The following is an 18,586-nucleotide window of genomic DNA, read 5'->3' on the forward strand; positions in this document are numbered from 1 at the left end:
GACGAAATCCTATCTTCACTTCCCGCCCTCCCGCTGCTTCATGCGCGGATCGAGCGCGTCGCGGGCGGCATCGCCGATCAGGTTGATGCTCAGGATGGTGATGGACAGCAGCAGGCCCGGCCAGAAGATCAGCGACGGCTTGATCTGGAAGTAGGCGCGGCCCTCGGCCATGATGTTGCCCCAGGTCGGTGTCTCCGGGCTGATGCCGGCGCCGAGGAACGACAGGATCGCCTCAGTGAGAATCGCGGAGGCGCAGACATAGGTGCCTTGCACGATCAGCGGCGCGATCGTGTTCGGCATCAGATGCCGCCACATGATCTTGGGCAGGCTGGAGCCGACGGAGATCGCGGCTTCCACGTAGGGCTCCTCGCGCGCCGACAGCACGACCGAACGGACCAGGCGCGCAACGCGCGGGATCTCGGGGATGGTGATCGCAATCGTCACGGTCGCAAGGCTGGCGCCTGATAGCGAGACCACGGCGACCGCGAGGAGGATTGAGGGGATCGCCATCAGGCCATCCATGATCCGCATCATCACGGCGTCGACCCATTTGAAGAAGCCGGAGACGAGCCCGATCGCAAGGCCGATGCCGATGGAGAAGATCGCCGCACCAAGGCCAATCAGGAGCGAGATGCGCCCGCCATAGATGACGCGCGACAGCAAATCGCGGCCATAGGCATCGGTGCCGAGCAGGAATTGGGCGCTGGACGGCTTCAGACGCAGCGCCGGCGTGAGCTGCAGCGGGTCGTGCGGCGCGAGCCAGGGCGCCAGCACCGACATCACGATGATCAGCGCCAAAAGGACACTGGCGACCGCAATGATCGGCGTGGCCGTGAGAAAGCCGAGCCTCGGCCGCAGCGGCGTCGTGATCGGAATGGAAGGTGAGGGGACGGATTCGATCGCCATCAGTATCTGATCCTCGGATCGAGAAGCGTGTAGGCGACGTCGATCAGGAGATTGACGGCGACGTAGATCAGCGATGTCAGAAGGATCATCGCCTGGATCACCGGATAGTCGCGCGCCAGAACCGCATCGACGGTGAGACGGCCGATGCCCGGCAGGTTGAACACGCTTTCGGTGACGACGACGCCGGAGATCAAGAGCGCAAAGCCGCTGCCGATGACGGTGATGACCGGCACCGCGGCGTTGCGCAAGCCGTGGCGCAGCAGCACGGCGCGCTCGCCGATGCCCTTGGCGCGTGCGGTGCGGATAAAGTCCTCGCCCATCACGTCCAGCATCGCGGCGCGCGTCATGCGCGCGATCAGCGCGATGTAGATGAAGGAGAGCGTGAAAGTCGGCAGGGCGATGCGCTCGAAGAACGGGCCGAAACCGGCGCTGATGCTCTTGAAACCCTGCACCGGAAGCCAGCGCAGATCGATCGCGAAGAGCTGGATCAGCACATAGCCGATCACGAACACCGGGACCGAGAAGCCGAGCACGGACAGGCCCATCACAAAGCGATCGATCCAGGTGCCGTGCTTCCAGGCCGCGATCACTCCGAGCGGGACCGCGATCAGCACCGCGAGAACAATGGTGGTGAGCGCAATGCTGATCGAGGGCTCGACGCGCTGGCCGATCATCTTCAAGACCGGCACGTTGGAGATCAGGGACACGCCGAGGTCCCCATGCAAGAGCTTGTTGATCCAGGTGAAGAACTGGATGTAGAGCGGCTCGTTGAGGCCGAGCGAGGCGCGAATGCGCTCGAGCTGCGCGGGCGTTGCGTTGTCGCCGGCGAGCACGGCCGCGGGGTCGCCGGGCGTCAATCGCAAGAGCAGGAACACGAACAACGCGACCACGCCCATCACGGGAATGGCGGCGAGGACGCGGCGAACGAGGTATCCAAGCATCGTGACGTCTCAAGTCTCAGCGCGCGTTTGCGCGCTGTCAACACGCAACTGTGAATGCATCTGCATCACCTTGAATGAATCCGGCATTTTTTCAACAGCCTGGGATTTGTCCGCCCAATCGCCTGCAAGCCCTATGCCATCGCTTTCCGTGTTCCGCAGGTCCCGCGCGCGATTTGTTCACGCCGCGTGGTATTCGGAGCCGCGGTTTTCCCCGATCGACATCGCGCAGATCCGGGACAGATGCACGTAAGCCAATCCGGTCTCCTCGGCCCAGGCATTGAACTGCGCCTGCACTTTGGCGAGATCGCTCTTCGATTTTGCCTCCGGGCCGATGTCGAGGCCCGCATCGCGTAGGCAGGCGACCACGTCCTGTGAAGTTACGAAGCCGTCATAGCCGACGAAGCGAAGGAACATCTGCCCGGTGTTGCCGCCGAGCCGGCTACCCCGCTTGGCCAGGAGATCAAGCAGGCCGACTTCGTTCGAGGGAGGCCATTGCGCAAGGAATTGTCCGAAGGAGCCGTGCTCCCTCGCGACCTCGAGCACGAACGCGGCGTTTTCGCGGGCCGAGACGATCTTGGCGCCGTTGCGCACGATGCGCTGATCGCGCATCAGGCCTTCCCAATAGTCGTCCGGCTGAAAGCTCAATCTCGCCGGATCGAAACCGAGGAAGGCTGCCTCGAAGCCTTCCCATTTGGCCTCGATGACGCTCCAGGCAAAGCCCGCCGAAAACACCCGCCTGGTCATCTCGGCGAGGATGCGATCGTCGCTGAGCCTTGCGAGCGCCTTGGGGTCGGGCCTCTTCGGCAACAGGCTTTGCAACGCCTCCGGACCGCCCTTGCGTTTCTCAGCGCGGGCGCGAATGGTCTTGAATGGCGTGATGCGGGAAGCGGCTGGCGCTTTGGGCATGAGGGCAGCCTAGCGCAGATCCAGAAAAAATGGACACCGGTTTTTCGCGTGGGATCGGCGCCGGACCAAGAGGCTTACTCCAGCGTCGCCAGAAGGCCCGCCATCAGGCGCCCGCGTTCGGCGAGGCTTTCGACGATGATGTGCTCGTTGAGCGTGTGCGGATCGGCGCCGCGCACGCCCAGGCCGTCGAGGGTGGGGATTCCCATCGCGCCGGTGAAATTGCCGTCCGAACCGCCGCCGGCGCTGCCATGCGGCAACTCCATCCCGAGCTCTTTCGCAATGCCGCGCGCCTTTTCGTAGAGCGCCATCGTGCCCGCATCCGCCTCCCAGACCGGGCGGGTCACGCCGCGCGTCACCGTGAAACTCACGCCGTCGCTCGTGCCGGAGAGCGCGAGCATCTTGTCCACGCCGCGATCGAGGTCAGCCTGGCGCTTGGCCATGCTCAAGGCTTCGCCGGTGCAGGTGGTGGCAACGCAATTGACCCACTGGCCGCCATGAACGATGCCGACCGAGAAGGTGCAGTCCTCGTTGCTCATGCCGTCGATGACCAGAATCTGCCGCGCCATTTCCCGTATGGCGGAACGTCCCGAGGACAGATTGGCGCCGGCATGGCTCGGCTTTCCAACCGCTTCCAAATTAAAGCGCGCGATCGCGTAGCGTCCGGTGACCACGCCGTTATTGGCGCGGCCGGGCTCGGGCACCAGCACATATTTGTTGCGCGCGGCCTCCGCCTCGATGATGTCGCGCGTCGATGGCGTGCCGACCTCCTCATCGGGGGTGAACAGAACGGTAATCGGCAGCGGCGTCGTGACATTGGCGCGGATCAACTGCCTGATGGCTTCGAGCGAGAGATAATTGCCGCCTTTCATGTCGTAGATGCCGGGACCAAAGCACTTGTTGCCCTCGCGGCGGAACGGCAGCTTTTGCAGCGTGCCGACCGGATGAACCGTATCAAAATGTCCGGCGATCAGGATGCCGGGCTCGCCCTGCCTTGGATGCGGAAAGCGCGCGCGGACGCAGCCGCCAAATCCCTGCCGTCCCGCGATGCGCTCGATTGTCGCGCCCATCACGGCCATGTCGCGCGCGGCGATATCCAGCATGCGGTCAACCGCGGCAGCGTCCCAGGTCGGGCTTTCGCATTCCACCCAGACGCGCAGACCCTGCAGCATGGCTTCGGAATCAAAGGGAAGGTTGGCGGGATTCATGACGCTCTCGTTAATGTTCGAAAGAAGGACCAGGTGGGAGCGGTTAGGAGTAGGCTGTGCTGCGTCGTTGTAAAGTGAAAGCTGCGCGTTGCTGGCACCAACCAAATCGCGATTGACGTGCCTCGCGCTTGGTGCAAGTCTCGAAATTGATGCGTTTACAGCGTGTTAGTTCGCCCAAATAACGGACGACATGCATAATCAGTGACCGGCCTTTGACTGCTTTGACGTCACTTCAGGAGACCAACTGATGCTTCAGATCTCGCGCCGCAAACTTCTCAAGCTCGCGGGCGTTGCACCAATCGCGTCTGCATTCTCGGGCGCATGGATGTCACGGGCCTCGGCCGCCGGCAAGAAGACCATCACGGCGGTGATGCATTCGGATTTGCGCGTGATCGATCCCGGCTTCACCACCGCCTATATCACGCGCGACCATGGCTACATGGTCTACGACACGCTGCTCGCGACCGACTCCAATTTCAAGATCCAGCCGCAGATGGCGGATTGGAAGGTCTCCGACGACAAGCTGACCTATACCTTCACGCTCCGCGACGGCTTGAAGTGGCACGATGGCGCGCCGGTGACGGCGGAAGACTGCGTCGCCTCGCTCAAGCGCTGGGGCAGGAACGACGGCATGGGCCAGAAGCTGATGGACTTCACCGCCAGCATCGAGGCGCCGGATGCGAAGACGATCGTGCTCAAGCTGAAAGAACCTTATGGGCTGGTGCTGGAATCGATCGGCAAGCCATCCTCGCTGGTGCCGTTCATGATGCCCAAGCGCCTCGCCGAGACGCCGCCGGGCAAGCAGATCGCCGAACAGATCGGCTCCGGTCCATTCAAATTCGTCCAGGCCGAATTTCAGCCGGGCGTGAAGGCGGTCTACGAGAAGTTCACCGACTACGTGCCGCGCAAGGAGCCGCCGAGCTGGACCTCCGGCGGCAAGGTCGTGAAGGTCGACCGCGTCGAATGGATCACCATGCCCGACGCGCAGACCGCGGTGAACGCGTTGCAGTCGGGCGACATCGATTTCATGGAGCAGCCGTCGTTCGAACTGCTGCCGATCCTGGAAGGCAACCCGGATATCACGGTCGAGACGCTGAACAAGTTCGGCTATCAGACGCTGGGACGCATGAACTTCCTGCTGCCGCCCTTCGACAACGTCAAGGTCCGCCGCGCCGCGCTGCTGGCACTGAACCAGAAGGACGTGCTCGACGCGCTGGTCGGCAATCCCAAATACTACAAAGTCTGCGGTGCGGTGTTCGCCTGCGATACCCCGCTTGCAACCGACGTCGGCGCCGGCGATCTGATCAAGGGCGGCAACATCGAGGCGGCGAAAAAGGCGCTGGCCGCGTCAGGTTATGACGGCACGCCCATCGTCATCATGGCGCCCGGCGACGTCACCACGCTGAAGGCGCAGCCGGTGGTCGCGGCGCAACTGTTGCGCCAGGCCGGCTTCAAGGTCGACCTGCAGGCGACCGATTGGCAGACGGTGGTGAGCCGCCGCGCCAGCCAGAAGCCGGTGAGCGAAGGCGGTTGGAACATGTTCTTCACCAACTGGGTCGCGGCCGACATCATGAATCCCGTCGTGAACGTCTCGCTCGGCGGCCGCGGCAAGAACGGCGGCTGGTTCGGCTGGGCCGAGGACGCCAAGATGGAGCAGTTGCGCGACGCCTTTGCCCGCGCCTCCTCGCCGGAGGAGCAGAAGAAGCTCGCGGCCGAGGTGCAGCAGGAGAACTACGATCAGGTGATCTACATTCCGCTCGGGCAGTTCGTTGTCCCGAGCGCCTGGCGCAAATCGCTCACCGGCATTCTCGACGGCCCGGCGACGCCGATCTGGTGGAACGTCGACAAATCGGAGTAGGGCAGGCGGCCGGCGCAGATCGCAGGAACCCTTTTTCCCTGTTTGATGGCGCCCGTCCGGCGAGCGGGCGCCTCAAATTTGCCTGACTGACCCTGGCCAACTTGGCGGTCCCACGATTCCATTCGCGGGGCAGGGACGAGTGCGGTTCCGAGTTCCAGAAAGGTTCTCACAATGCGTCTCGCCAGCCGGTTAGCCGCTGCTGCAATAGCTGCGTTCATTTTCGGGGTCGTGGACTCGCCTGCGCAAGCGTCGGGTGCGTGCGGGGAGATCTCGGTGTTGCCGTCGCCCTTTGCGCCTTGGAAGGGCGCGCCGCTGCGCGTCATGATCGTGGCCGAAAAGCCGCTCGAGGGCGTGATGTCGCTGATCGCGCCCGATGGCAGCGTCGCGGCCAAATCGTCCGACCGGCACGGCGGTGCGCCGTACTCCTGGTTCGCCGAGGTCGCCGAGCCGGCCGCGGGCACGTGGCGCGCCACGCTCGCGCTCGATCAGCCGCAAGCGGATTGCAGCACGATCACGCGCGAGATCCCCGTGAGCGCGCGCAAGCCGGCCCCTCCGCCCGTTCCGTCCGGCGCCTTCTGGAAGGTGCGCAATAGCTGGGATCACGCGACGGAAGCTTTGTTTTCGGCCTGGATCGAGAAACTATTCGACGCGCCCCCCGATCAGGATTTGTCCTGGAAAGCCTGGCATGAGGTCCTGCACGACCGATCGCGCAATTTCCTGTTCAACTATCTAGGTCGCGGCGAAGACAATGCGCAGACCGGCCTTCGCCCCGACTGCGCCGATTTCGCGTATTTCCTGCGCGCCTATTTCGCCTACAAGATGGGGCTGCCGTTCGGCTATTCGAATTGCTCGCGCGGTGCCGGCGGCAAGGCGCCCAAGTGCTATCAATGGTTCGACATGGAGCATCCGGACCTCACGCGTCCGCCGCCGCCGCCCGAACAGGAAGTCGCCTCGGCTACGATCGCCGCCGCCGCGCCGCCGGCCCAAGCGGCTCCAGTTTTGAACCTGTTTGGCCGTCCCCAGACGGCTGAGGTGCCGACGCTGTCGCCCGCGGTTCCGCCAAAGCCCCAACCCAAGCGGCCGACGACATTCAACGAATATCTGCGCGACGTCGGCGACGTCGTTCATACCGGCGCCGTACGCGTCGCCGCGAGCGACGAAAACACCGATTTCTACACCGTCCCGCTGACGCAGGATGCGCTCCACCCGGGCACGGTGTATGCCGACCCCTACGGCCACGTGCTGATGCTCGTGCATCGCGTTCCGGAGGCGAACGGCAAGCCGGGCGTCTTCCTTGCCGTGGATGCCGAGCCCGACGGATCGATCACGCGAAAGCGCTTCTGGCGCGGCAATTTCCTGTTCGTGCACGATCCTGCGCTCGGCAGTCCCGGTTTCAAGCACTTCCGCCCGATCGTGCGCGACAAGAACGGTTCGCTGCGGCGCTTGAGCAATGCCGAAATCACCGGCAATCCGCAATACGCCGATTTTTCGCTCGATCAGGCGCGGATGAGTGCCGAGGATTTCTACGATCGCATGGACGACGTGATGTCGCCCGAGCCGCTCGATCCCGTGAAAGCGATGACGGACGCCATCGCGAGCCTGAACGAACAGGTGAAGACGCGCGTGACCTCGGTCGAAAATGGACGAAAATACCAGGAAAAGCAGGCCGGCGACGTGTCCATGCCCGATGGCCCCTCAATCTTCGAGACCTCGGGCCCGTGGGAGGATTACTCGACCCCGGCGCGTGATTTCCGCCTGTTGATCGCGATCGACGTCGTGCGAGGATTTCCCGATCGCGTCGTGCGGCGGGCGGCGCGCTATGCGATGCCCAGCGGCAAGAGCGTCGAGGACGTGAAAACCGAGTTGCAAGGGGTGCTCGCCTCGGAGCTTGCCTCGCGAAAAATATCCTACACGCGCAGCGACGGCTCGCAGTGGACGCTTTCGCTCAAGGAGGTCATCGACCGGGCCCCGAATTTCGAGATGGCCTACAACCCGAACGACTGCGTCGAGGTGAGGTGGGGCGCGCCTGACAACAGCGAGGAGGCATCGACCTGCAAGCGGCATGCGCCGCAGGTGCAGCGCGCGAAGATGTCGTCCGAGTACCGCACCTGGTTCCGCGAGCGGCACTGGCCGACGCACACCTGATGGCGTTCGATCTGATCCTGCGCGGCGGCCGGGTGATCGACCCTTCGCAGAGGCTCGACGCCGTGATGGACGTCGCCTTTGCTGGCGGCAAGGTCGCTGCGGTCGGAAGCGGGTTGAAGGCGGATCCGGGGACGGATGTGCGCGACGTCTCCGGCGCCATCGTCACGCCGGGGCTCATCGATCTCCACACCCACGTCTATTGGGGCGGCACCTCGCTCGGCATTGATGCAGAGGAGTTTTGCCGCACCTCCGGCGTCACCACCGCGGTCGATACCGGCAGCGCGGGGCCGGGCAATTTCGCGGGCTTCCGCAAACACGTGATCGAGCCGAGCGAGGTCCGCATTCTCGCCTACCTGCACGTCTCGCATGCCGGCATCTTCGGTTTCTCGAACCGGGTGATGGTCGGTGAGAGCGAGGAGCTTCGGCTGATGAATCCGATCGATGCCGTCGAGGTCGCGAACGCCAACCGCGACCTCATCGTCGGCATCAAGGTGCGGGTCGGCCGTAACTCCTCGGGCACGTCGGGGATCGTGCCGCTCGAGATTGCGCTCGAAGTCGCCGAAGCGGTCGGCATGCCGCTGATGGCGCATATCGATCACCCGCCGCCGAGCTATGAGGAGGTGGTCGCGCGGTTGCGTCCGGGGGATGTGCTGACCCATGCGTTCCGGCCGTTTCCAAATTCCGCGGTAACCGCACAAGGCACAGTCAAAAGGGTCGTGCTGGGGACGCCACCGTCATCTCGATCAGGGAAGGGCGGTTCGACTATGTCGACGTGGTCGGCGAGCACCTGGTCGGCGATCGCAAGATTGCATCCGAAGGCGTGGTCATCGGTGGCCGCTGGTGGCACCCCAAGCAGTCGCCGCAGTTGCAACAGCGCGCAGGTTAGCCGGAACAAACCACGCGCGCGGTAAACGACCAGGCCTGCGCCGCACCGATCATCGCCGCGGTCTTGTGGACCGGCACTGCGCGGTGGCGCTTTCACAATTTGTGTGAGTGGGCAATCCGGAAGATCACTCCGGGCCGAAATATATTCTGTCAACGGTTGTCATGACGTCGAGGGTAGATTGCGCTGCCGCGTCATCCTGCGGCTAGTTCAGGAGATCCTGCATGACCGTGCATCACCTCGTGCCTAATCCGATGCCCAGCGCCAATCGCTTCGCAAAGACAAGGCGCCCGCCGCTCGAGCCGATTTCAGATCCGAAAAACAATCCGCATTTCGAAAAGCCCCCGATGACCAACAACGTGAACCTCACGCTCCCGCTTCGCGTGATCGTGCCGGAGGTGGCCGCGCTCGCGCAAGCGAAGCAAAAGCTCGTATTCCATGTCATCGGCGATTCCGGCGGCGTTCACGGTGACGACGTTCAAGTCGCCGTTGCCGAGGCCATGGAAAACCAGGTCAAATCGGCGCAGGGGGCGGACAAGCCGGCCTTTCTTTATCACCTCGGCGACGTGGTCTATTTCAACGGCCAGAGCGAGCTTTACGGCGCGCAGTTCTACGAGCCCTATCAATATTATCCCGTGCCGATTTTCGCCATTCCGGGAAACCATGACGGCGACACACGCGTTCGCGCCGGCGATGCGGCTGATGGCGAGCCGTCGCTCTATGGCTTTACCCAGAACTTCTGCGCGCCCCAGCCGCATCAGATCAGCGCCTATCGCGCGACCATGACCCAGCCCTATGTCTATTGGACATTGGATGCGCCGCTGGTCAGCATCATCGGGCTCTATTCCAACGTCGAAGGCACGCTCGATGCGCGCGGAACCTTCGAGCAGCAGCGTTGGCTGGAGCAGCAGCTCAGCGATGCCAAGGCCAAGGACGGATTCATCGTGGTCGCCGTGCACCATCCGCCTTATTCGCTGGACAAGACGCATGGAGGCTATCTCGACGTCGTCGTCGCGCTCGACCAGGCCATGAAGACCACCGGCGTCATTCCGCATGCGGTGCTGTCGGGCCATGTGCACAACATGCAGCGCTTCACGCGGCGGTACGAGGGGCGGGAAATTCCATACGTGATCGACGGCCGCGGCGGATACGCCAACACCGAGCGCCTCGTCCATAAGCTGCAGAAGGATGCGCAGGGCCAATATCCGGCCGCGCCGCTGACGACCAAGTCGCAGCGCGATCCAAGCCTCGATCTTGATCTCGAGTATTATGATCAGGAGAGCGCCGGGTTCTTGCGCGTCACCATAACCCCGGAAACCCTGACCATTGATTCCTTCAGCGTGCCCTTCACCGAAGACTTTGAGGACATCGTCCGTGACACGGTAACGGTGACACGCGCCGGCCGCCTCAACGCTCCCGCCGCCCGCCGGCGGGGCCGGCGCTGAAACTCGTGGGAGCATTACACACGCATCCAGATATCACCGCGAGTGGAGAACGCCGCTCGCGGTGCTTGTTTTGCCCCTGCAGGGTCCGCTTTACCGACTGAGCCTTCCGTCGGTTGACATTCCGTAATTCGTGACTTACGGTTAGTCATGGCTTACGGAAGCGCATTGGCCGTCCTGGCCGATCCGACGCGGCGGCAGGTGTTCGAACGCCTGCGCGCCGGACCGCGCGCGGTGAATGCGATCGCGGCCGGCATGCCGGTGTCGCGGCCGGCGGTGTCGCAGCATCTGAAGGTCCTCAAAGGGGCCGGCCTTGTCGAAGAGCGCAGCGAGGGCGTACGGCGAATCTATTCGGTGCGACGGGAAGGGCTCGCCGAACTGCGCGCCTGGCTCGACAGTTTCTGGGGCGATGCATTGGATGCGTTCAAGCTGGAAGCGGAAAATTCCTACCAGGCGAAAAAGAGGCAGAGATGAGCGAGCGCGTTGCCATCGCCCCCGTGCGCAAGACGGTTCACATCAAGGCGCCGATCGAGCACGCCTTCGAGGTCTTCACCAGCGGACTGACGCGCTGGTGGCCGCATGATCACGGCGTCGGCAAGCAGCCGATCGCGAAAGTCATGATGGAGCCGCGGCTCGGCGGCCGCTGGCTGGAGATTTCGCAAGATGGCACCGAGACGACGGTTGCCACCATCACGCTATGGGAGCCACCGCACCGTCTCGTGCTGATCTGGCAGATCAACGCGCAGTGGAAGCCGGATCTGGCCATGAAATCGGAGGTCGATGTGCGCTTCACCGCCATTGGGCCGCAGGCAACGACCGTCGAACTCGTGCATCATAAGTTCGAGACCATGGGCGCGGAAGCAGGCGCTTCGATGCGCAACGATGTCGACCGCGGTTGGCCGGGTCTGTTGGAGAAGTTCGTGCGCGAGGCCGAGAAGCAGCAAAGCTAAGAAGATTGTCAACATAAGAGGAGGAGACCATCATGGCGGAATTCACGGTGCATTCTCATCCGGGAAGCCCGTTCGGACGCGCGGTCATGGCGACCCTCGAAGAGAAGCGCGCGCCGTTCGTCCTGGCCCGGCTCGTGCCAAAGTCACCCGAACATCTGGCGTTGCATCCGTTCGGTCGCATTCCAGTCTTCGAGCATGACGGTTTTCGTCTGTATGAAACCCAGGCCATCCTGCGCTATCTCGACCGCGTATTGCCGAGCCCGCCGCTCACACCTGATGATCCGAAGCGGGCAGCGCGCATGGACCAGGTGATGAACATCAACGACTGGTACCTGTTTCAAGACGTCGGCAACGTGATCATTTTCCATCGCGTGGTCGGCCCGCGCGTGATGGGCACGACGCCGGACGAGGAGGCAATCAAGGCGGCGATGCCGAAGGCGCACGTGGTGTTTGCCGAGCTTGCACGATTGCTTGGCCAGCAACCCTACTTTGCGGGTGATGCGCTCTCGCTGGCCGATCTCATGATCGCTCCGGCGATGGCGTTCTTCCGACAAACACCGGAATGGCCGGCGCTTGGTACGCCACATCCAAATCTCGTGGCGTGGCTCGATCGCATGGAAGGGCGACCGAGCATGCAGGCAACGACCTGGGAACGCCTCACCGCGCGCGTCGCGCAGGCGGCGTGATACGTTAGGCCCTCATGGCGCGGAGGCGCGTGAGCGCCGTCTCGTGCCATGAGGATTTCCGGCGCCACATCCTTCGAGATGCTTGCTTCGCAAGCTCTTCAGGATGAAGGAGAGAAAGCCGGGTTATGACGCCGTAAGACCAGAGCGTCCGCCGATCAAGTTGCAGAGCCGGACGAGTGGCTTCAACCAGCCCCGTCATTGCGAGGAGCGAAAGCGACGAAGCAATCCAGTGTACCTGCGGAGAAAGTCTGGATTGCTTCGCAGAGCCTGTCATCGGGCCGCGCTTCGCGCGGACCCGTTGGCTCGCAATGACGGCGGAGCGCGCGCCCTCCGGTTCGCTCAGCTCGACGACTGCTCTTAGGGCGCGGTACCTGCACACAGCAAGATCAGCCGTTTCAATGTTGAGGCGCCGCGCCGGCTGACGCGCTATCCGATCGATAGCCATCGGTCAGCGTGCCGAGGAACGCGATCACGTCGGCAATTTCCGAATCGTTGAGCGCGGGTGCCTCGCCTTGTTTGCGGTCGTAAGGCGCGTCGATCACATCGACATTGCCGCGGTACGGCGCGGGCAAGTCGTCATAGCGGTCGATCTCCCCGTTCGGCAGTTTCGGATACCATTTTTCCGGCTTGGTTTCGCGCTCGACATAGAAGTGCAGCACCTGGTCGAGCGAGTGGAAGACGCCATTGTGGAAGAACACTTTCCGGGTCGCCACATTGCGAAGCGTCGGCGTCTTGAACAGGCCGCAATAGGAGGGGGCGCTGGCGTAATCCTTGCGCATCGGGCCGCACAGGCCAAGGTCGTGGAAGTCGGCGTCGCGGTTGGCCGGCAGCTCGCGATTGCGCGGCACGCCGAGTGCCTCGAACTGGTAGTCCGTGAACGCCGGCCGGAAGATGCCGTCACGCGACGGCCGGTCGATATGGCAGGATGCGCAGTTGCCTTTCAGCGGATCCTCGAACAGCCTCAAACCCCGCTGCTCCGCCGGGCTCAGCTCAGCCCGACCTGCGAGATAAGCGTCGTATTTGCTATCATAGGGGTGAAAGCTCGGCTCTTCCGCCTGGAAGCGCGCCAAGGCAAACATCGCCTCATCCAGGGCAAGCCCCGGCTGGCTGAAGATGTTTGCGCCGAACAGCTTCTTGATATCGTCGGCATAGGCCGCGCGCTGCAGACGCTCGAGCACCTCCGTGGCGCTGCGATTGTCCATCTCGTTCGGATCGAGCAGGGGGCCGAGCGCCTGCGCCTGAAATGTGTCGGCGCGGCCATCCCGATCCAGTCCTCCTTGCGGCACGTTCGCCTCGGCCGCCCCACGCGCCGCGGCATCGGCTGTCGCCTTGGCGACCGAGGCGACCTTGACGTCGCCGGCCGGCGCCGGCAGCGCGGCCGCGCTGGTGTCGAGCGGGACCGGATCGTTATCCGCCATCTCCTGGTTCGGGCCGATCGAAAAGTTGGGCGTGTGCTCGAGATAGCGCAACGAGGGCACCGCCCGAATGCCCGGCCGCTTTAGATCGGGGCCGCCCAGTTGAACCGCGAGGTCGTTTGGCGGGCCGTAGGCGGCGCTGGGGCTGTGGCATGAGGCGCAGGAGAGTTGGCCGGAGCTCGATAGCGACGGGTCGAAGAACATCTTGCGCCCGAGCTGAGCGACCGCCGAAAGCTCGGTTGTCGCCGCACCAGAGCTGCTTTGGGGCGGACTCGTCTGCGGGATGGGATCGGCGCTGGCGAGGCTTATGACAAGCAGAGCTGACAGCAGGATGGACGCGGGCCAGGCCTGGGATGCGATCGGCTGCAGTTTTAACAAGCGTGTCACCAATCAATCCCTGGAGATCGAGGAGCGTGGAATTGTGATGGGGCGGGCGCAACCAGTCCGTCCGCCCCATCCGGTTTAGGCATCCTCCGCAGGGCTGCATCGGCGCAAAGTGTGCAGCGGTTTTCCGCAGAGATCGTGCTCAAACCAAAATTCAGAGCGCGATGACGATTCGCATCGCGCTCTGGCGCCTAAATGCGCGACCCATCGTGGTCACGATCGGCGCGATCGTGATCGTGGTCGTGGTCGTGATCGGAGTTGACCAGCGTGCCGAGGGTGGGGTCGAGCAACAGTTTCCGATCTGACCTGTGATCAAAGTCGAACATGCTGTCGATCTTGCCCGCGATCGCGTCGAACGAGCCCTGGCCGATGCGCTCGCCGTTCAGCCAGTTGTCCTCGATGAAGGCCAGGATCGACGACTGGTCGGTCAAGGTGTGATCGACGAAGTTGCGCTTGGCGAAGGGTGAGATGACCAGAAGCGGCTGACGCGGACCATAGCCGCAGCGGCCCTGGACCGGCTTTCCGTCGAGGCCGGGCAGCGGCGTGGAGAGCGCGCCGTGGGTCCCTGGCAGCGGCGTGCAGTTTTGCGCGGCGGTGAAATCGTCTTGCGCGCTGTGCGACGGATTGATGACCATGTGGGCATGGTCGTACCAGCCGTCGGAATCGTCATAGGCGATGATGACCGCAGTGCTCTTCCACTCAGGGCTCTTCTGCAACATGTTGATCATGTTGACGACGAAAACCTGCTCGTCGAGCGGGTCCGAGTTGCTCGGATGGGCGTCCTGGATCGCCGGCGCTTTGAGAAAGCTGACCGCCGGGAGATTGCCCGCCTGAACCGCGGCAATGAAGTCGTTAGTATCGTATTGGTGATTGGCGCCGCCGTCGAAGGAGGTGCCGATCGCGGCGACCGAGGTCGGACGCGTGTGGCTGAGATTGCGCGTCGACGCATAATACTGGAACGGCTGGTGATGCGGGACGTAGTCCTTCACATTGCTTCCGACCACCGCGGACGTCGAGCTGCGATTGCAGCCGGTCGTGCCGTTGGGATTGGTGGCGGTGAGATCGAAGCCGCCTTCGAACCAGCCCCAGGAAATGTTGCGGGCGTTCAGGAGGTCGCCGATGTTCTTGCCGGTCATCTCGGTCGTCGCACTCGTGGTCGACGAGCACACATCGCCGAAAGGATCGCTGTCGCCGTACATCGTGAAGCCGCCCTGGCCGTCGGCGACGATGTTGTTGATCGTATTGGTGCTGGAGCCATTGCTGGGAGCATGACCCACTGCGCCGTTGGTCTGGCCGGAGATCAGGTTGACCGCGCCCGGCGTGGACGGGCCGAAGGTCGAGCTGTAGGAATTGTCGCTCATCGCGAAATGCTGGGCGTAATTCCACAGCGCGGTGACGGTGTTGCCGTCGTAATAACCCATCACCAGGCCCTTGGTGTTGAACACGCCGGTGCCGCCGGTGCCGGCCGCGCCGGTGTTCAGGGGGAAGAGGTCCATCTTGCCGTCGTCGAAGGCGGCTTGCTCGGGACCGTAAGCGTGATTCTGGCTGGAGGTGTGGGCCTGCGAGCGATCGAGCCGGAACGGGTTGGTCGCGCCGGTGCCGTTGGCCGGGTTGAGATTTGGGTTGTTGTTGAGGAGCTCTGCCGTGAAGCCGTTGACCGCAGGCGTATCCCGCTTCGCAGTGAAAGCCGGTTCGCCGGGCGGGTTGGTCGCGTGCGGATACGTACCAAAATAATGGTCGAAGGATTGATTCTCCCCGAAGATAATGACGAGGTGCTTGATCGGAGTGGCGGTGCGGAGCGCGTCCTCGCGCGGTGCGGCGAGGGCCGAGAGTGGGCCGTTCGCGGCTAACATCATCGACAGGCAAAGGGTCGAGGCGGCTCTCCTAAACGAAGCGGCCCTCTTGAAGCTGTGTGGCATGGGTTTCTCTTGGTGTGGCGAGACCAAACGCCTCCGCGCGAAAGACGGAAGCGGCCTTTGTGGGGCCGCAGCCTTCTAGGTTTTGCGGGTGACACACAAATGACCGATGAAAGTCAGATTCTTATCGCTTCCGTGAAAAAAATTACGTTTGAGGCGCGACCGAAGCGCGCAGGAGAGGGAGCCGTGGATCAACAGTTGTTCCGCTTCTGGAGCTCTCAGGCCACACCTTCGGGAGAATGTCACGAATTACACAACCACCATTAACTCAACCTTAGAGCGCGTCGCCGTAGATTTGCAAGGGAAGTGGCAGAAGATGGCGCGGCATGTTTATCCACGGCGAGCCGAATGAGGGCTGGCAACTTTACACGCTGAACTGGATCGTTCTGAGCATCATGGCGCTGCTGCTAGGCGTCGGCATCGCCGTATCCGGCTTCTCCGTCGAGATCGAAAGCGGGTTGTTGAAGACCATTGCGATGGCCGCGGTGTTCACGCTTGTGGGCTGCTATTTGAGCTCGCATCGCTGGGGATCAAGGCCGGCGCTTGTTCTCCTGTCGCTCGCCCAACTCGATATGCTGTTCCTTTTTGGAACGCCGCTCTCCTACATCACGGCATCCGCGGATCTGCCCTTGCAGGACGGAGGCCTCGCTCACCTCGATCAACTGCTGGGGCTGGACTGGGTGGCCTATCATCGCTTCATCATGGACCGGCCGGCGCTGCTGCCCTACGCGGTCTTCTTCTATGCGATGATTGGGTGGCTGGGGCTAGGCGTGCCGTTGCTGCTGGGCCTGACCAAGAACCACGTTCGTCTGCATCAATTCACGATGGCATGCATCCTGACGGTGTGTGTCACCGCGCTCATCTCGGCACTGTTTCCGGCCATCGGCACCTATCAGGAATACGCCGTGCCCGCGGAAACCCAAAATTTCAGGGCGACGGGCTACCTGGTACAGCTCGATCGGCTGCCGCTCGTGCGAGACGGCTCTCTGCGCCTTCTCAATGTCTCGCAACTCGGAGGCATCATCACCTTTCCGAGCTTTCATGCCGCCGCGGCGATCCTCGCCGTTTGGGCATGTTGGGGCGTATGGTGGATTCGCCCGCTCGCCTTGATCACGAATGCCGGCATGTTGCTCGCGACCCCTCTGGTGGGAGGCCACTACTTCGTCGACGTGATCGCAGGATCTGCTCTCGCGGCGCTCGGAATTGCCGCGGCAAAATCGCTGGGAACACGCTGGGCTGCTGCCGCGCAGAGGAGGGAGATCGTCGCCCCGTTGGGGAGTGGGAACGTGGCGCTGATCGCGGGCCGGAAGCGCGAGAGCGCACTTTAGGGCGCCCCGAGCGACTCTCCGCTCGTCCGTGCTGGTGCGGGCGGCGGGACTCGAACCCGCACGACGTTGCCATCGAGGGATTTTAAGTCCCTTGCGTCTACCAATTCCGCCACGTCCGCGATGTTGATTTGCATAGCTTTTTCGCGTTTTTCCCGCAAATGTTTTCCAACCAAACCCTTGCGTTTTCCATTTTGGATTCAAATCTGTTCACGCCTTGTCCGGACGGTCCTTGATCCTGTTGAATGCCCGGATGATGTTCTGCTCCGCCTCAACGTGCCGGGTATAGTGGGCGCCCATGCGTTCAGATTCGTCGCCGATCAGATCGGCCACCTCACGCGTGTTGGCGCCGTTGCGTCTCCACCAAGCCGCGTAGGACACGCGTAGACCGTGCAGGGTGGTGCCGGCGCCAATGTGGGCGGCGCGTTCCTGGCCGCGCAACCAGTGGCTCACCCGCGTCTGCATCTCTTTCTCGGACGGCCATGCGGTGCCGTCGTCGCGGACGGCGATCAACCCGTCTGCCCGCTGCACCTTCAGATCACCCATGAAGGCCTGTAGCTCGGGCAGCACCGGTAGGTTCACGAATTTGTCGTTCTTGCGTGCCTTGTACCGGACGGCTTGCCCCGTAAGCGGATGCGCCTTGAATTGCTTGCGATTGACCTGAACGATCGTCTGGCCGCGGAGACCAGCGTAGCGTGCGAGGAACAGGCAAATCTTGATCTCGAGCGGAGCGTTCTCGCGCGCGAATTGCCACTCCTCTGGTTCCCACTCGCGGTTAGCGTTCGGATCGGCCTTATGGGCCTTGTCCATGCCTAGACACGGGTTGAAGGGCATCTTGCCGCGCTTGACGGCTTGCCGGAACATCGAGGATAACGCGGCGATCATCTGGTCGGCGAAGCGGGGCCATTTGTCGTTCGCGCACGTGTCGCGCACTTCATAGAGAGCCGGCTGCGTGATATCCTTAAGCACAATATCGAACTCGGGCCGCAGATAATCGAAGGCGTCGAGATAATCGTTACGAGTAGACCTGGCGAGCTTCCACCACTTGGGATAGCCATCGACTTCGCCTTCTTTGGCGTCATCGATCGCAGCGCAGGTGTACCAATAGACGAAGCCGCCTAGTGTCTCGATCGGGAAATCGCCAGACCGACGCTTGAGCAGTCGCGGCCGGTTGTAGACTTGAATGAACTCAGGATCTTCCAACTTCCGCAGCAGTTCGGCGCGTGATCCAAGGAAACCCTTGATCAGTGGTTCGCCGGTCTCTCGTCGATAAACGTAATACTTGCTCCGAGCGGTCGCGATTTTAAGCCCCTTGAACTTCACCCTGACCACCATTGAGCTTCTCCCCGAACCGTCGGACGGGCCGGGATGGTTGCGCATTTTGATTTGCCAACGCAAGATTTTGAGTAGAACGGTGCCGGCTCTTCCTCCACTGGTCGATGGCATCAAGGTCGAACATGCCCGTGTCAGGGTCCGGCTCAGGGAAGCCGCGTTTGATCAGGCTCGGCAGCAACTGGTTGAAGCGAGCCAGGGTGAGGTGTAGCCGCCGTGCCGCCTTCACGGGCGGCACGTCACGTGGATCGACCCGGTACCGGATCTCTGCTTGTCGAAGAGCGGTCATCCA

The 18,586-nt window shown here is 62.8% G+C and carries 15 protein-coding genes, 1 tRNA gene and 1 pseudogene; 8 read left to right on the forward strand and 9 right to left on the reverse strand.

Translation table 11 applies throughout. The features are described 5' to 3' along the window. Positions 1-15: 15 nt before the first annotated feature. The 4 genes from P6U23_RS14385 to P6U23_RS14400 all read right to left on the reverse strand — a co-directional run bounded on the left by P6U23_RS14385 (position 16) and on the right by P6U23_RS14400 (position 3,958). Entirely contained in the window at positions 16-906 is an 891-nt protein-coding gene (locus P6U23_RS14385; protein ID WP_407180392.1) for an ABC transporter permease, read from the reverse strand. Continuing rightward, a complete protein-coding gene (locus tag P6U23_RS14390) occupies positions 906-1,847 on the reverse strand; it encodes an ABC transporter permease (protein WP_407180393.1) in 942 nt (313 codons plus the stop codon). Before P6U23_RS14390 ends, P6U23_RS14385 begins: the two co-directional genes overlap by 1 nt. A 177-nt stretch (positions 1,848-2,024) precedes the next feature. After that, positions 2,025-2,726, reverse strand: coding sequence for a DNA-3-methyladenine glycosylase I (locus P6U23_RS14395; protein WP_407181457.1), 702 nt, complete (start codon positions 2,724-2,726; stop codon positions 2,025-2,027). Positions 2,727-2,827: 101 nt separating this feature from the next. Next, the gene (locus tag P6U23_RS14400) at positions 2,828-3,958 is read right to left on the reverse strand and encodes a M20/M25/M40 family metallo-hydrolase (RefSeq protein ID WP_407180394.1); all 1,131 of its coding nucleotides are present in this window, start codon (positions 3,956-3,958) and stop codon (positions 2,828-2,830) included. A gap of 247 nt (positions 3,959-4,205) precedes the next feature. On the opposite strand from P6U23_RS14400, the gene P6U23_RS14405 reads away from it, so the two are divergent. The 7 genes and pseudogenes from P6U23_RS14405 to P6U23_RS14435 all read left to right on the forward strand — a co-directional run bounded on the left by P6U23_RS14405 (position 4,206) and on the right by P6U23_RS14435 (position 11,922). After that, entirely contained in the window at positions 4,206-5,816 is a 1,611-nt protein-coding gene (locus tag P6U23_RS14405; protein ID WP_407180395.1) for an ABC transporter substrate-binding protein, read from the forward strand. Positions 5,817-5,987: 171 nt separating this feature from the next. Continuing rightward, a complete protein-coding gene (locus tag P6U23_RS14410) occupies positions 5,988-7,961 on the forward strand; it encodes a hypothetical protein (RefSeq protein WP_407180396.1) in 1,974 nt (657 codons plus the stop codon). Continuing rightward, positions 7,961-8,847, forward strand: a pseudogene (locus tag P6U23_RS14415) (hypothetical protein). Before P6U23_RS14410 ends, P6U23_RS14415 begins: the two are co-directional and overlap by 1 nt. Positions 8,848-9,068: 221 nt before the next feature. After that, positions 9,069-10,289 (forward strand): metallophosphoesterase family protein, encoded by a 1,221-nt coding sequence (locus P6U23_RS14420; RefSeq protein WP_407180397.1) that lies wholly within the window; start codon positions 9,069-9,071, stop codon positions 10,287-10,289. A 147-nt stretch (positions 10,290-10,436) separates the two neighbouring features. After that, positions 10,437-10,760, forward strand: coding sequence for an ArsR/SmtB family transcription factor (locus P6U23_RS14425; RefSeq protein ID WP_407180398.1), 324 nt, complete (start codon positions 10,437-10,439; stop codon positions 10,758-10,760). Further along, complete coding sequence (locus P6U23_RS14430) at positions 10,757-11,236, forward strand: SRPBCC family protein (RefSeq protein ID WP_407180399.1); 480 nt, start codon at positions 10,757-10,759, stop codon at positions 11,234-11,236. The genes P6U23_RS14425 and P6U23_RS14430 overlap by 4 nt, the downstream gene beginning before the upstream one ends. Before the next feature lie 32 nt (positions 11,237-11,268). Then, positions 11,269-11,922: a glutathione S-transferase family protein gene (locus tag P6U23_RS14435; protein ID WP_407180400.1), complete on the forward strand. Its 654-nt coding sequence runs from the start codon at positions 11,269-11,271 to the stop codon at positions 11,920-11,922. A gap of 395 nt (positions 11,923-12,317) precedes the next feature. Here P6U23_RS14435 and P6U23_RS14440 read toward each other — a convergent pair whose 3' ends face one another. Together P6U23_RS14440 and P6U23_RS14445 are read right to left on the reverse strand one after the other, a co-directional pair. Then, positions 12,318-13,724 carry a cytochrome-c peroxidase gene (locus P6U23_RS14440; protein WP_407180401.1) on the reverse strand — a complete coding sequence of 469 codons (1,407 nt, stop codon included), beginning with the start codon at positions 13,722-13,724 and terminating at the stop codon, positions 12,318-12,320. A gap of 188 nt (positions 13,725-13,912) precedes the next feature. After that, the gene (locus tag P6U23_RS14445; RefSeq protein ID WP_407180402.1) at positions 13,913-15,640 is read right to left on the reverse strand and encodes a phospholipase C; all 1,728 of its coding nucleotides are present in this window, start codon (positions 15,638-15,640) and stop codon (positions 13,913-13,915) included. 323 nt (positions 15,641-15,963) lie between these two features. On the opposite strand from P6U23_RS14445, the gene P6U23_RS14450 reads away from it, so the two are divergent. Continuing rightward, the gene (locus P6U23_RS14450) at positions 15,964-16,965 is read left to right on the forward strand and encodes a phosphatase PAP2 family protein (protein WP_407180403.1); all 1,002 of its coding nucleotides are present in this window, start codon (positions 15,964-15,966) and stop codon (positions 16,963-16,965) included. Positions 16,966-16,997: 32 nt separating this feature from the next. Here P6U23_RS14450 and P6U23_RS14455 read toward each other — a convergent pair. The 3 genes from P6U23_RS14455 to P6U23_RS14465 all read right to left on the reverse strand — a co-directional run bounded on the left by P6U23_RS14455 (position 16,998) and on the right by P6U23_RS14465 (position 18,583). After that, positions 16,998-17,084, reverse strand: a tRNA-Leu gene (locus tag P6U23_RS14455). A gap of 88 nt (positions 17,085-17,172) precedes the next feature. Next, positions 17,173-18,342: a tyrosine-type recombinase/integrase gene (locus P6U23_RS14460; RefSeq protein WP_407180404.1), complete on the reverse strand. Its 1,170-nt coding sequence runs from the start codon at positions 18,340-18,342 to the stop codon at positions 17,173-17,175. After that, positions 18,266-18,583 (reverse strand): hypothetical protein, encoded by a 318-nt coding sequence (locus P6U23_RS14465; RefSeq protein WP_407180405.1) that lies wholly within the window; start codon positions 18,581-18,583, stop codon positions 18,266-18,268. Before P6U23_RS14465 ends, P6U23_RS14460 begins: the two co-directional genes overlap by 77 nt. Positions 18,584-18,586: the final 3 nt, after the last annotated feature.

Origin of the sequence: Bradyrhizobium sp. STM 3562 (assembly GCF_045571435.1) — a bacterium.
Taxonomy (GTDB): Bacteria; Pseudomonadota; Alphaproteobacteria; order Rhizobiales; family Xanthobacteraceae; genus Bradyrhizobium.